The sequence below is a fragment of the Pseudomonas sp. TE3899 genome, assembly GCF_056279105.1.
Genome location: NZ_JBWBQR010000001.1, coordinates 110,714 through 123,523, shown reverse-complemented (window position 1 = coordinate 123,523; position 12,810 = coordinate 110,714). Strand labels below are relative to the sequence as shown.

The window sequence follows — 12,810 nt, the reverse complement described above, 5'->3', positions numbered from 1 at the left end:
CACGGCTGATGCTCAGAGTCTAGTCACTTCTGGCCCGGCAAAGACACCCATTGCACCAGCAGCGCCTCGAGCAACAGCGCTGGATTGAGGTTGGCCTTGCTCATCACCTTCTGACGCTGGGCGAGGATCCAGTCCTGAATAGCGAGGACTTTGCCCTGCCCGGACTTCTGCGCCAGGTATTGAATGACCTTGCGCATGTCCATCAGGCCCAAGCCTTGTTCATCCTGGGTCAGTTGATAGCGCAGGATCAGGCTCGACCAATCGCAGAACCAGTCAAACAGCAGTAACTGGGGAATGCTTTTCCATTCTTCGGCCAACTGGGTCGGCGATTTCTGTTGCTTGAGCAACTGCTTCACGCCTTCGACCACCAGCAAGCGCTGTTCGCGAACGCCTTGAGTCTGCAACTTGACCGCGGCCAATGGCGAACCGGCGGCCAGGGTCAGCAATTCGATGCGTTCATCCTGCGTGCAATCCGGCAACGCCGTCGCCAGCCACGCCAGGCTCATGGCCTCGCTGGGCAGCGGGCAGGCCTGCTGCTGGCAGCGGCTCTTGATCGTCGGCAGCAGACGACTGGTCTGGTGGCTGACCAGCAGCAATACGGTATCGCCGGACGGTTCTTCGAGGCTTTTGAGCAAGGCGTTGGCGGCGTTGACGTTCATCGACTCGACCGGCTCGATCAGCACCACTTTGCGCCCGCCCATCTGCGCGGTCTGGACCACGAAACTGACGAGGTCACGCACCTGATCGACCTTGATCGCCTTGTCCGCTTCTTCGGGCTCGAGGATGTAGTTGTCGGGGTGGCTACCGGCCTTGAGCAGCAGACAGGATTTGCACTCGCCGCAGGCATCCTGGGCAGTCGGACGCTGACACAACAAATGCGCCATCAACCGTTCGGCCAACGCACGCTTGCCGATCCCGGCCGGGCCATGCAGCAAATAGGCGTGGGCGTGCTGTTTACGCCCCGCCAGTTGCTGCCAGAGCTCGTCCTGCCACGGATAGGCCTCAGCCACGGGTCAGCTCCAGCAAACGCGGGAGCAACCCATCCAGCGACTGCTGGACTTGCGGCAGCGGCTGGGCGGCGTCCACCAACACGTAACGGGCAGGATCGGCTTCGGCGCGCTTGAGAAAGGCGCTGCGCACGGCATCGAAAAAGGCACGGCCTTCGAGTTCGAAGCGATCCAGCCGACCGCGCGCACTGGCGCGGGCCAGGCCGACTTCCACCGGCAGATCGAAAATCAGCGTCAGGTCCGGACGCAAGTCGCCCTGGACGAAGGCTTCCAGCGTGGCGATGCGTTCCAGCGACAAACCGCGACCGCCGCCCTGATAGGCGTAGGTCGAATCGGTAAAGCGGTCGCACAAGACCACCGCGCCCCGGGCCAGTGCCGGGCGAATCACCTCGGCCAGGTGCTGGGCACGGGCGGCGAACACCAGCAACAGCTCGGTGTCGGGGTTCATGACTTCATCCACCGGGGCCAGCAGCACTTCGCGAATGCGCTCGGCCAGTGGCGTGCCGCCCGGTTCGCGGGTCAGCAGCACTTCGATACCGGCGGCGCGCAGGCGCTCGGCCAGGTATTCGCGGTTGGTGCTCTTGCCGGCGCCTTCCGGGCCTTCCAGAGTAATAAACAAGCCAGTCACAGGCAGTCCTTAATCAGAGTCATTGCGGGCTTTGCGGCGCGGCTGCATCCGGTGCGGGCGCGGGTGCAGGTTCTTGCGCGGGCGTCGGTGGTACAGATTCTGGAGCGAGCGTGGATTCCGGTGCCGGGGCCGGCTCTTGGGCCGGGACCTGTGGCACCGCTTCCGGCGCTGTATCCGGGGAAGCGGCGGGAATCGGCGTCTCGGCCTCCGGCGTCACGGGCGCATTCGCCGGTGCCGGGCTGGAGCGGTAATCGGCACGACGCTTGAGCTGAAATTCACGCACTGCCGAGTTATGGGCATCCAGGTCATCGGAGAACACATGGCTGCCATCGCCGCGAGCGACAAAATACAAACTGTTGCCGGCCACCGGGTTCAGCGCCGCATGAATCGCTTCGCGGCCGACCATGGCAATCGGGGTCGGTGGCAGGCCGGAGATCATGTAGGTGTTGTACGGCGTCGCTTCCTTGAGGTGGGCGCGGGTCAGCTTGCCGGTGTAGCGATCGCCGAGACCGTAGATCACGGTCGGATCAGTCTGCAACAACATGCCGATCGCCATCCGCCGCACGAACACGCCAGCAATCTGCCCGCGCTCCTGAGGCACGCCGGTTTCCTTCTCCACCAGCGAGGCCATGATCAGCGCCTGATAGGGTTCGGTGTACGGCACATCAGCGGCGCGCTTGTCCCATTCCTTGGCGAGCACTTCGTCGAGGCGCTCGTAGGCTTTTTTCAGCAGCTCGGCGTCGGTCATGCCACGCACGAAACTGTAAGTGTCGGGAAAGAAGCGACCCTCAGGGAAAATCCCGCTATGGCCGATCTTGTCCATCACTTGCGTGTCGCTCAGGCCGTTCAGGGTTTGCTTGAGTTTGTCATCCTTGGCCAGAGCCGCACGGACCTGATGGAAATTCCAGCCTTCGACCAGGGTCACGCTGTACTGCACCACTTCGCCGCGTTTCCACAAATCGATCAGACCGTCGACGGTCATCCCGGGCAGCATACGGTATTCGCCACTGTGGATCGGCGTGGCGGCGAGGTTAAAGCGCCAATAGACGCGCAACCAGAAGGCGTCCTTGATGACGCCATCGGCTTCGAGTCGATAGAAAGTGCGGGTGGGAGTCGTGCCCTTGGGCACTTCCAGCAGTTCTTCCTGGGTGATGTTCAGCGGCTGTTCCAGCGCCGAATGGATTTTCCAGGCCGAAGCGGCCATTAGCAGCCCCGCCAGAACCAGTCCGGTTTCCAGCAGCAGCAAAAATTTACGTCTCACGTATCAAGCATCCAGTAGCGCGCGGGCAATGGTTTGGAGTTTACGGGTGAGCGGGCCAACCGACCAGCTCAGTGCTGCATAGGCGCGCACCGGCCAAACGCCATACACGCTGTTGCAGACGAAGACTTCATCGGCCCATTGCAACTGATCGAGGCTGATGTCGGTGATTTGCGTGGGGATCCCCAATGACTCAGCCTGAAACAATAATTCGGCGCGCATCACACCGGCTACGCCGCAGCGTTTGAGATCGGCGGTGATCAGCACACCGTCGCGTACCAGGAACAGATTGCTGAAGACGCCTTCAATGACGCGACCGACCCGATCGAGCATCAGTCCTTCAGCGTGGTCGGTGTCTTGCCATTCGGAACGGGCGATCACCTGCTCCAGGCGATTCAGATGCTTGAGCCCGGCGAGCAACGGTTGGTTGGACAGGCGCGTGGCGCAAGGGAACAAGCGGACACCCTGCTCGCCATGGACGACAGGATAAGCCGCGGGAGGATTGCCTTGCAGAATGCGTCGGGCCTGGGCCGAAGGATCGGGCGCGTAACCGCGCAAACCGTCGCCACGGGTGAGGATGAGCTTGAGCACGCCCTCGCCCATTGCGGCGGCGTAGGCCAGCAGCTCGCTGCGGATCAAGGCATGATCGGCAGTAATCGCCAGGCGTGAACAACCCTGCGCCAGCCGCGACAGATGCCGCTCCAGCAACAACGGTTGCCCGCCTCGCACAGCGATGGTCTCGAACAGACCATCACCGTAAGCCAGGCCGCGATCCTTCAGCGACAACGTGTCAGCCGGCTGACCGTCGACCCAGCTGTCCATCAGTCAGCGAACCGGCGGAACACCAGCGAGCCGTTGGTCCCGCCAAACCCGAAGGAGTTGGACAGCACCACATCGATATCCATGTTGCGCGCGGTGTGCGGCACGAAGTCGAGATCGCAGCCTTCATCCGGCTCATCGAGGTTGATGGTCGGCGGTGCCACCTGGCTGTTGATCGCCAGGACACTGAAGATCGCCTCGACCGCGCCCGCCGCACCCAACAGGTGACCGGTCATGGACTTGGTCGAACTGACCGCCAGTTTGTAGGCGTGATCGCCGAACACCGACTTGATCGCACAGGCTTCAGCGAGGTCGCCGGCCGAAGTCGAGGTGCCATGGGCGTTGATGTACTGAACCTGGTCGCCATTGATCTTGGCGTCGCGCAGGGCATTGGTGATGCAACGTGCAGCACCGGCGCCGTCGGCGGGAGGCGACGTCATGTGGTAGGCATCGCCACTGGTGCCGAAGCCGATCAGCTCGGCGTAGATGGTCGCGCCACGGGCCTTGGCGTGTTCCAGCTCCTCCAGCACCAGTGCACCGGCGCCGTCGGACAGGACGAAGCCATCACGGCCCTTGTCCCATGGACGGCTGGCGCGGGCTGGCTCATCGTTGCGGGTCGACAGTGCGCGGGAGGCACCGAAGCCACCCATGCCCAGACCACAAGCGGCCATCTCGGCGCCGCCGGCAATCATCACGTCGGCTTCGTCGTACATGATGTTGCGTGCCGCCATGCCGATGCAGTGCGTACCGGTGGTACACGCGGTGGCGATGGCGTAGTTGGGTCCCTGTGCACCGAGGTGGATGGACAAGAAACCGGAAATCATATTGATGATCGAGCCAGGCACGAAGAACGGTGAAATTCGACGAGGGCCGGAATCATGCAGCGTGCGGCTGGTTTCTTCGATATTGGTCAGTCCGCCAATACCCGAACCCATGGCCACGCCGATGCGCTCACGGTTGGCGTCGGTGACTTCCAGACCCGAGTTACGCACAGCCTGAAACCCTGCGGCCAGACCATACTGGATGAACAGATCGAGCTTGCGAGCTTCCTTGACCGACAGGTATTCCTCAACATTGAAGCCCTTGACCGAGCCGCCAAAGCGGGTGGAATAGGCAGAAAGGTCGGTGTGTTCGATCAGACCAATGCCACTGCGGCCAGCCAGAATGCCCTGCCAACTGCTCGGCACATCCGTGCCCAGTGGCGACAACATACCCATACCGGTGACTACGACGCGTCTACGCGACACAGCACTCTCCTTTTTCAAATGGCGACTTTGCATCAGGCCTAAAGAAAAAACCGCACGCCGTGATGGCAGTGCGGTTTTTCCATGACAGCAAGCAGCGATTACAAGCTATTAAGCCTGATGGTTAGTAACGTAATCGATTGCAGCTTGTACAGTAGTGATCTTCTCAGCTTCTTCGTCAGGGATTTCGGTCTCGAATTCCTCTTCCAGAGCCATCACCAGCTCAACGGTGTCAAGGGAGTCGGCACCCAGGTCTTCAACGAAGGAAGCAGTGTTGACCACTTCTTCTTCTTTAACGCCCAGTTGCTCAGCAACGATTTTCTTGACGCGCTCTTCGATGGTGCTCATACCTTGTTTTCACTCCTAATGGACAAATTCAGGCAGCTGGCCAGTGGGTAAGTGTATAGAAAGACTTTTCAGTTTTTCAACTGAAAGCTTCACTCCTCAAACCCGACGACCCTCTGCCTATAAATAGATTGCAGCTTTATAACGGATTTTAGACAGCTCGTATGACATTTTTTTGAAGCAATCCGTCACATTTAACTCATGTACATCCCGCCGTTCACCGGGATTGTAGCCCCAGTAACGTAAGCCGCACCGTCGGATGCAAGAAAAGCGACCACAGACGCGATCTCTTGAGCTTGCCCCAGACGGCCCAGCGGAATCTGCGTCTGCAAGGCTTCACGCTGCGCCTCGGGCAGTTCGCGGGTCATATCGGTGTCGATGAACCCAGGGGCCACCGAGTTTACCGTAATCGAACGCGAACCGACTTCACGCGCCAGTGCACGGCTGAAACCTTCCAGACCGGCCTTGGCGGCTGCGTAGTTTACTTGGCCTGCGTTGCCCATGGCACCCACAACAGAGCCAATACTGATAATTCGTCCCCAACGGGCCTTGGTCATGCCGCGCAAAACACCCTTGGACAGGCGGAACAGACTGTTCAAGTTGGTATCGATGACGTCGCTCCATTCGTCGTCTTTCATGCGCATCATCAGATTATCGCGGGTGATGCCGGCATTGTTGACCAAAATTGCCGGGGCGCCAAACTGCGTAGTGATGCTTGCCAGCACCGCAGCAACCGATTCATCACTGGTGACGTTCAGTTCCAGGCCAGTGCCTTCAATAGCGTTTTCTTTCAGGGTTGCCGCGATGCGCTCGGCACCCGAGGCGGAGGTCGCGGTGCCAATGACGATGGCGCCCTGACGACCCAGTTCCAGGGCGATGGCCTGGCCGATACCGCGGCTCGCACCGGTGACCAGTGCAACTTTACCTTGCAGACTCATGCAAGTTTCTCCTGATTCAGGCCAGCGCCGCGCGAGCGGCAGCGAAAGCGTCTGGGGTATTGAGGTTGGATGTCGCCACGCCTTCGGCGCAGCGTTTGTTCAGGCCGGCAAGCACCTTGCCCGGGCCGCACTCGACCAGTTGGGTCGCGCCCTTGGCCGCCAGTGCCTGGACCGATTCGACCCAGCGCACAGGCTTGTAGAGCTGCTCAAGCAGATCGCGCTTGAGGGTCTCCAGATCAGCCGGCACATTGGCGCTGACGTTCTGCACCACCGGGATCTGCGGGGCCTGCCAGTCAATGGCAGCGATGGACTCGGCAAAGCGCTCGGCCGCCGGACGCATCAGTTCGCAGTGGGACGGCACGCTGACCGGCAACGGCATGGCGCGCTTGGCACCACGGGCCTTGCAGCCTTCAATGGCACGTTCGACCGCCGCCTTGGCACCGGCGATCACCACTTGGCCAGGGGAGTTGAAGTTGACCGCACTGACCACTTCGCCTTGCGCTGCTTCGGCACAAGCCGCCAGCACATCGGCATCTTCCAGACCGAGGATAGCGGCCATGCCGCCCTGCCCGGCCGGAACGGCTTCCTGCATCAGCTTGCCACGGGTTTCGACCAGTTTCACCGCGTCGGCCAGGCTCAGGCTGCCCGCCGCCACCAGGGCGCTGTACTCGCCCAGGCTGTGACCGGCCACATAAGCCGGACGCGCGCCGCCTTGCGCCAGCCACAGACGCCACAAGGCGATCGAGGCGGTCAGAATGGCCGGCTGGGTTTTATCGGTTTGATTGAGTTGCTCTTCCGGCCCTTGCTGGGTCAGTGCCCACAGGTAGTAACCCAGAGCATCGGAAGCTTCTTTGAATGTTTCGAGGACCACTGGATGTTGCGCGCCCAACTCGGCCAGCATGCCGAGGGACTGCGAACCCTGTCCTGGAAAGACGAATGCGAGGGAAGCAGACATGTAACAAGCCCCTAATGATCTTGTCGTCGGAGAATTGACGTCCCGCTAGAGGGACACAAGAAACTGACAGTTGGATGGCCAATTGAACTGAGCGGTCACATTTAAGCATTGTCCGACGAAAACGCCTAAGGCAACAAATCCTCCAGACGACCGTGAAGCCGCTCAGGAAGATTTTCCTGGATCTCGATCAGGGCACGCTGGATCGCACTCTGGAAACCCTGCACACCGGCCGAACCGTGGCTTTTCACCACAATCCCCTGCAAGCCGAGAAAGCTCGCGCCGTTGTGCCGCGCCGGGGCCAGGTCCGCTTGCAAGCGCTTCATCAGCGGCAGCGCCAAGGCCCCCACCATGCGTGAGGCGACGCTTTTCTTGAACAAGGCCTCGATGCGCCCGGCGATCATGGTCGCCAGGCCTTCGCTGGACTTGAGCAGGATATTGCCGACAAAACCGTCACACACCACCACATCCGCCTCGCCCCGGTACAAACCGTCACCTTCGACAAAACCGATGTAGTTGATGCCCCGGGCGTTCTGCAACAAGGTCGCCGCCAGCTTGACCTGCTGGTTGCCCTTGATGTCTTCGGTACCGATGTTCAGCAGCGCTACTCGCGGGCGAACCACGCCGAGGGTTTCCGCCGCCACCGAGCCCATGATCGCGAACTGCAACAAGTGCTCGGCACTGCAATCGACGTTGGCACCGAGGTCGAGCAACTGGCAATAGCCCTTCTGGGTCGGAATGGCCGCGATCATCGCCGGACGATCAATGCCCGGCAACGTCTTGAGTACAAACCGCGACAACGCCATCAGCGCCCCGGTGTTGCCGGCGCTGACACAGGCCTGGACCTTGCCATCGCGCAACAACTCAAGGGCCACGCGCATTGACGAATCAGGCTTGCCGCGCAGGGCCTGGGCAGGCTTTTCGTCCATGTTGATGACTTCGGACGCCGGCGTAATCGACAGGCGCGCGCGATCCACAGCCGAATGGCCGGAGAGCAGCTCTTCCAAAAGGGTAGGTTGACCGACGAGGGTCAGGTGCAGCGAGGGTGTAGCAGACAGGCAAGCAAGGCTGGCCTGAACAATGCTGCGGGGACCGAAGTCCCCGCCCATTGCGTCAATCGCGATGACTTGAGCAGACAAGTGATTACTCGTCAGCGCCCTTGTCGATCACTTTACGGCCACGGTATACGCCTTCTGGCGATACGTGGTGACGCAGGTGAATTTCACCGGTGGTTTTTTCTACAGACAGAGTGCTCGCCGTCAGGGCGTCGTGCGAACGACGCATGTCACGGGCAGAGCGGGATTTTTTGTTCTGCTGAACAGCCATAATTGATTAACTCCTAAACGTTTGGGTCACGCTTTAACTGCGCCAATACACTGAACGGGTTGGACCGCGTTACCTCGTCCTCGCTCGGTTCGGGCTCATCGAGACCCGCCGGCTGCTGGCATTCTTCCGGATGATGAGCAGGCACAATGGGCAAGGCGAGCAAAAGCTCCTCCTCGATCAGTGACTGCAGATCCAATGGATCTTCGCCCAGTTCCAGCACGTCATAACCTTTCGGCAACGACTGGGTATTCGCACCCTCTTTCACCACAGCATAACTGCATTCGCTGTGGATCGGCAGGGTGACCAGCTCAAGACAACGCTGGCAAACCATTTTGACTTCGGTGTCGATAAAACTGTGGATTACCACAGACTTACGTTCATCTCGTTCAAAAACGAATTTAGCCTGCACCGTACCGACAGTGTCGGAAAGCGGGTCGCAGAGTCTCTCCAAATCGGCCAGCAGCAGTTCACCTTGAAGGGTGGTGCCACGATCAGCCAATTTGCGCGGGTCAACGTGAGGTGGAATCGGGTCATTCAACATAGGCGCAGCATTATAGGGATGCACCCAGCCATGTCAAAGGAAATTCAGCCCTGTCCGTCACTTGGAAGCCTCGCTAGAATTCGCCCCTGCCTTTTGGAGATGCCCATGCTGCCTTTATTACTCGCTTCAAGCTCGGTCTATCGCCGGGAATTGCTGGCCCGATTGCAGCTTGAGTTTACCTGCCGCTCGCCGGATATCGATGAAAGCCATCGCCCGGACGAGTCCGCGATTAATCTGGTCAAGCGCCTCGCCGAAGAGAAAGCCCGGGCACTGGCCGACAGCCACCCCGCGCATCTGATCATCGGTTCCGATCAGGTCGCGGTGCTCGGCGAGCGCATTATCGGCAAACCCCACACATTCGAAAAGGCCCGGGAACAATTGCTCGCTTCCAGCGGCGCCAGCGTGACCTTTCTGACCGGCCTGGCCGTGCTTAATAGCCAGACCGGTCACTGTCAGGTCGATTGCGTGCCCTTCACCGTGCACATGCGCACACTCGACCCGGCGCGCATTGAACGCTACCTGCACGCAGAACAGCCCTACGACTGCGCTGGCAGCTTCAAGGCCGAAGGTTTGGGGGTGAGCCTGTTTCAACGCACCGAAGGCCCTGACGCCACCAGCCTGATCGGCCTGCCGCTGATTCGCTTGATTGATATGTTGTTGGCCGAGGGCGTGCAAATCCCCTGAGCACAAAAAACCGGCCACGAAGGCCGGTTTTTTTATGCCGCAGCTGATTCAGCGCAACGACGGACCATGAAACCCCATCCACATCGCCAATTGTTCGGCCACGCTGGCGCCGAGCTTCTTCGAGAAGCGATCAAACGTCGATTCCTGAATGGTGAAGTCCACCAACTCTTTCTCGCCAATCACATCCCGGGCGACCGAGCTGGCATTGCCCAGGCCATCGATCAAGCCCAGCGGCAGCGCTTGCTCACCGGACCAGACCAGCCCGGAGAACAACTCCGGATGCTCTTTATCCTTGAGCCGATCGCCACGCCCTTTCTTCACGCTGTTGATGAACTGCTGGTGCGTAGTATCGAGCACGCCCTGCCAGAACTGAGTTTCCTCAGGCTTCTGCGGCTGGAACGGATCGAGGAACGACTTGTGTTCACCCGAGGTGTAGGTGCGACGTTCGACGCCGAGCTTCTCCATCGTCCCGACAAAGCCGTAGCCGGCCGCCGTCACACCGATGGAACCCACCAGGCTCGCCTTGTCGGCGTAGATCTGATCGGCCGCGCTGGCGATGTAATAAGCGCCGGAAGCGCCCAGGTCCGAAATCACGGCGTACACCTTGGTATCCGGATGCAAACCGCGCAGACGCTTGATTTCGTCGTACACGTAACCCGACTGCACCGGACTGCCGCCCGGGCTGTTGATGCGCAGGATCACGCCCTTGACCTTGGTGTCTTCAAAGGCTGCACGCAGACTGCCGACGATGTTGTCGGCGCTGGCAGACTCCTTGTCGGCGATCACGCCAATTGACGTCGATCAACGCGGTGTAGTTGGAACCGCGGGTCGCGCTTTTTTCCATGTCCATTAACGGCGTGAACAGCAGCAGCGCCGCAAACAGGTACACGAAGGTCAGCAGCTTGAAGAAAATCCCCCAGCGGCGCGAGCGGCGCTGTTCCTGCACGCTTGCCAGCAAGGTCTTTTCCAGCAGCTTCCAGCTCTTCTCTTCACCGCCATCCGCGCTTGCCTTGGCAGGCGCTTTCCATTCGTCGGTCATGCCATCTACCCCAGCAAAATCGTATTAAGCCTGACGAAGCCAGGCATGCAATTCGGAAAAACGATCAATGGACAGCCGCGGCCCGAACAGCTTCAGCGCCTCGATGGATTGGGCGCCGTAACTCACGGCAACCGAATCCATACCGGCGTTGCGCGCCATTTGCAGGTCAAAGGACGAATCCCCGACCATCAACGCCTGCTGCGCCGAAACGCCGCAATGCGCGAGGATCTCTTCCAGCATCAGAGGATGAGGCTTGCTGGCAGTTTCATCGGCGGCACGGGTGATATCGAAATAGTCTTCCCAGCCGTGCGCCTGGAGCACTCGATCCAGCCCACGACGGGCCTTGCCGGTCGCGACCGCCAGGTGATAACCCTCGTCACGAAAGGCGGCCATCGACTCGACAACACCTTCGAACAACGGCGAAGGCACGGCTTCGGCCGCGATGTAGTGATCGGCATAGTGCTGACGGAACGCTATCAGCTCGTCATCGCCGATCTGCGGGTACAACGTGCGAATCGCCTCGGGCAAGCCCAGGCCGATAATGCCTTTGACGGCAAAGTCGTCGCACAATTGAAAACCGGAGCGCTCGGACGCGACATGCATCGCCTCGACAATCCGACCAATGGAATCGGCCAGCGTGCCATCCCAATCAAAAATCAGCAGCTTGTAATCAGAGGGGTGCACTCAGGCGCTCCACGGTCTTGGCCCACATCTCGTCCACTGGCGCCTGCAACTTCAGCTCGCCGCCATCTGGCAACGGCACGGTCAGCATGTAGGCGTGGAGGAACAGGCGTTTGCCGCCCAGGTCACGAATTTCCTTGCTGAAATCGTCATCGCCGTACTTGGTGTCGCCAGCGATGCAGTGCCCGGCGTGCAACGTATGGACACGGATCTGGTGTGTCCGGCCGGTGATCGGCTTGGCTTCGATCAGGGTGGCAAAGTCGCCGAAACGGCGCAGGACCTTGAACACGGTCACAGACTCCTTGCCCTCCTCCTCGTCGACCTCGACCATTCGCTCGCCGGAGCGCAGGTTGCTCTTGCCCAGCGATGCACGGACCTGCTTGATCGAGGCCGCCCAGTTGCCGCGGACCAGCGCCATGTAGCGCTTGTCAACGCCATCGCCGCGCAATGCCGTGTGCAAGTGACGCAACATGCTGCGCTTCTTGGCGATCATCAGCAGGCCGGAGGTGTCACGGTCGAGCCGGTGAACCAGTTCGAGCTCCTTGCAATCGGGACGCAACTGACGAAAGGCTTCGATTACCCCGTAGGTCAAGCCGCTGCCGCCGTGAACCGCGATGCCGCAAGGCTTGTTGATCACGATCAACGCCTTGTCCTCGAAGATAATCGAGGCTTCGAGGCGCTGGAGCAGGCCTTGTGCCAGCGGTACCGGCTCGTCGCGCTCAGGCACGCGAACCGGCGGCACGCGCACGATATCGCCCGCCTGCAGCTTGTATTCGGGCTTGATCCGGCCTTTGTTCACTCGCACTTCGCCTTTGCGCAAAATGCGGTAAATCAAGGTCTTGGGCACGCCTTTGAGCCGAGCGAGAAGGAAGTTATCAATACGTTGGCCGGCATATTCCGGCGAGACCTCCAGCAGTTGTACGGCTGGGGTCGAAGGGGCTGTAGTCGTCATGGCGCGGATGATAACAATTTTTTATGGAATTGAAGCACTTAATCATTGCTGCTATAGTCGCGAACGCCGCCAAAAGCGGCCTGGACAGCGGACTAACGGTCAAAAACCGGCCCTGACCAACGCAATTCACCAGGACGCGAGGCCGTCCTACGGGGCTTTCGCTACGTAACGGTGGAGTTTGCAGGTGTTACGAGCGCAGGTGACATGAGGCCTGAATCAAGCCGCAAAGCAGAGTTTTCACTCGCCTTGCTCGCCAATATTCATGGCCAGTTCACAAAGTGCAGTCAGCTGCGAATGACCCCGAGCGAACGCTTCGGAAACAACGCCTAAATTAGCCATGATGCGTGACCTCCCCTTTCGGAGCTCACGGTAAATGCCAACCCGCTGCGGATTCTG

At 60.1% G+C, this 12,810-nt stretch carries 14 protein-coding genes and 1 pseudogene; 1 reads left to right on the top strand and 14 read right to left on the bottom strand.

Annotated features, from left to right (window positions below):
- Positions 1–23 precede the first annotated feature (23 nt).
- The 11 genes from ACZ89E_RS00605 to ACZ89E_RS00555 form a co-directional block, all read right to left on the bottom strand.
- Entirely contained in the window at positions 24–1,010 is a 987-nt protein-coding gene (locus ACZ89E_RS00605; RefSeq protein ID WP_149659999.1) for a DNA polymerase III subunit delta', read from the bottom strand.
- Positions 1,003–1,635, bottom strand: coding sequence for a dTMP kinase (gene tmk / locus ACZ89E_RS00600; protein ID WP_149659998.1), 633 nt, complete (start codon positions 1,633–1,635; stop codon positions 1,003–1,005). Before tmk ends, ACZ89E_RS00605 begins: the two co-directional genes overlap by 8 nt.
- Positions 1,636–1,654: 19 nt before the next feature.
- On the bottom strand, positions 1,655–2,896 hold the full coding sequence (gene mltG / locus ACZ89E_RS00595) for an endolytic transglycosylase MltG (protein ID WP_149659997.1): 1,242 nt from the start codon (positions 2,894–2,896) through the stop codon (positions 1,655–1,657).
- 3 nt (positions 2,897–2,899) lie between these two features.
- Positions 2,900–3,715: an aminodeoxychorismate lyase gene (gene pabC / locus ACZ89E_RS00590; protein WP_149659996.1), complete on the bottom strand. Its 816-nt coding sequence runs from the start codon at positions 3,713–3,715 to the stop codon at positions 2,900–2,902.
- Entirely contained in the window at positions 3,715–4,959 is a 1,245-nt protein-coding gene (gene fabF, locus ACZ89E_RS00585; protein ID WP_149659995.1) for a beta-ketoacyl-ACP synthase II, read from the bottom strand. The genes pabC and fabF overlap by 1 nt, the downstream gene beginning before the upstream one ends.
- A 108-nt stretch (positions 4,960–5,067) precedes the next feature.
- Positions 5,068–5,304 carry an acyl carrier protein gene (acpP, locus tag ACZ89E_RS00580; protein WP_003442511.1) on the bottom strand — a complete coding sequence of 79 codons (237 nt, stop codon included), beginning with the start codon at positions 5,302–5,304 and terminating at the stop codon, positions 5,068–5,070.
- Positions 5,305–5,495: 191 nt separating this feature from the next.
- Positions 5,496–6,239: a 3-oxoacyl-ACP reductase FabG gene (gene fabG / locus ACZ89E_RS00575; RefSeq protein ID WP_476254633.1), complete on the bottom strand. Its 744-nt coding sequence runs from the start codon at positions 6,237–6,239 to the stop codon at positions 5,496–5,498.
- Between the two features lie 16 nt (positions 6,240–6,255).
- Entirely contained in the window at positions 6,256–7,194 is a 939-nt protein-coding gene (gene fabD, locus ACZ89E_RS00570; RefSeq protein ID WP_476254632.1) for an ACP S-malonyltransferase, read from the bottom strand.
- Between the two features lie 125 nt (positions 7,195–7,319).
- Positions 7,320–8,330 carry a phosphate acyltransferase PlsX gene (gene plsX / locus ACZ89E_RS00565; protein WP_476254631.1) on the bottom strand — a complete coding sequence of 337 codons (1,011 nt, stop codon included), beginning with the start codon at positions 8,328–8,330 and terminating at the stop codon, positions 7,320–7,322.
- Between the two features lie 4 nt (positions 8,331–8,334).
- A complete protein-coding gene (rpmF, locus tag ACZ89E_RS00560) occupies positions 8,335–8,517 on the bottom strand; it encodes a 50S ribosomal protein L32 (RefSeq protein ID WP_008152339.1) in 183 nt (60 codons plus the stop codon).
- 13 nt (positions 8,518–8,530) lie between these two features.
- On the bottom strand, positions 8,531–9,058 hold the full coding sequence (locus tag ACZ89E_RS00555) for a YceD family protein (RefSeq protein ID WP_004371317.1): 528 nt from the start codon (positions 9,056–9,058) through the stop codon (positions 8,531–8,533).
- A 105-nt stretch (positions 9,059–9,163) separates the two neighbouring features.
- Here ACZ89E_RS00555 and ACZ89E_RS00550 point away from each other — a divergent pair, with 105 nt between their 5' ends.
- The gene (locus ACZ89E_RS00550; RefSeq protein WP_149659991.1) at positions 9,164–9,742 is read left to right on the top strand and encodes a Maf family protein; all 579 of its coding nucleotides are present in this window, start codon (positions 9,164–9,166) and stop codon (positions 9,740–9,742) included.
- A 48-nt stretch (positions 9,743–9,790) separates the two neighbouring features.
- On the opposite strand, the pseudogene sppA reads toward ACZ89E_RS00550, so the two are convergent.
- The 3 genes and pseudogenes from sppA to rluC all read right to left on the bottom strand — a co-directional run bounded on the left by sppA (position 9,791) and on the right by rluC (position 12,414).
- Positions 9,791–10,781 (bottom strand): annotated as a pseudogene (gene sppA, locus ACZ89E_RS00545) (signal peptide peptidase SppA).
- Between the two features lie 24 nt (positions 10,782–10,805).
- Positions 10,806–11,465, bottom strand: a complete 660-nt coding sequence (locus tag ACZ89E_RS00540; RefSeq protein WP_476254630.1) for an HAD-IA family hydrolase — start codon at positions 11,463–11,465, stop codon at positions 10,806–10,808.
- Entirely contained in the window at positions 11,452–12,414 is a 963-nt protein-coding gene (gene rluC / locus ACZ89E_RS00535) for a 23S rRNA pseudouridine(955/2504/2580) synthase RluC (RefSeq protein ID WP_054051763.1), read from the bottom strand. Before rluC ends, ACZ89E_RS00540 begins: the two co-directional genes overlap by 14 nt.
- Between the last annotated feature and the right edge of the window lie 396 nt (positions 12,415–12,810).

Bases quoted from the DNA above. Each gene is read 5' to 3' on its own strand.
- pabC (WP_149659996.1), bottom strand. From the start codon at position 3,715: ATGGACAGCTGGGTCGACGGTCAGCCGGCTGACACGTTGTCGCTGAAG.
- fabD (WP_476254632.1), bottom strand. From the start codon at position 7,194: ATGTCTGCTTCCCTCGCATTCGTCTTTCCAGGACAGGGTTCGCAGTCC.
- acpP (WP_003442511.1), bottom strand. From the start codon at position 5,304: ATGAGCACCATCGAAGAGCGCGTCAAGAAAATCGTTGCTGAGCAACTG.
- ACZ89E_RS00550 (WP_149659991.1), top strand. From the start codon at position 9,164: ATGCTGCCTTTATTACTCGCTTCAAGCTCGGTCTATCGCCGGGAATTG.
- ACZ89E_RS00555 (WP_004371317.1), bottom strand. From the start codon at position 9,058: ATGTTGAATGACCCGATTCCACCTCACGTTGACCCGCGCAAATTGGCT.
- rluC (WP_054051763.1), bottom strand. From the start codon at position 12,414: ATGACGACTACAGCCCCTTCGACCCCAGCCGTACAACTGCTGGAGGTC.
- rpmF (WP_008152339.1), bottom strand. From the start codon at position 8,517: ATGGCTGTTCAGCAGAACAAAAAATCCCGCTCTGCCCGTGACATGCGT.
- fabG (WP_476254633.1), bottom strand. From the start codon at position 6,239: ATGAGTCTGCAAGGTAAAGTTGCACTGGTCACCGGTGCGAGCCGCGGT.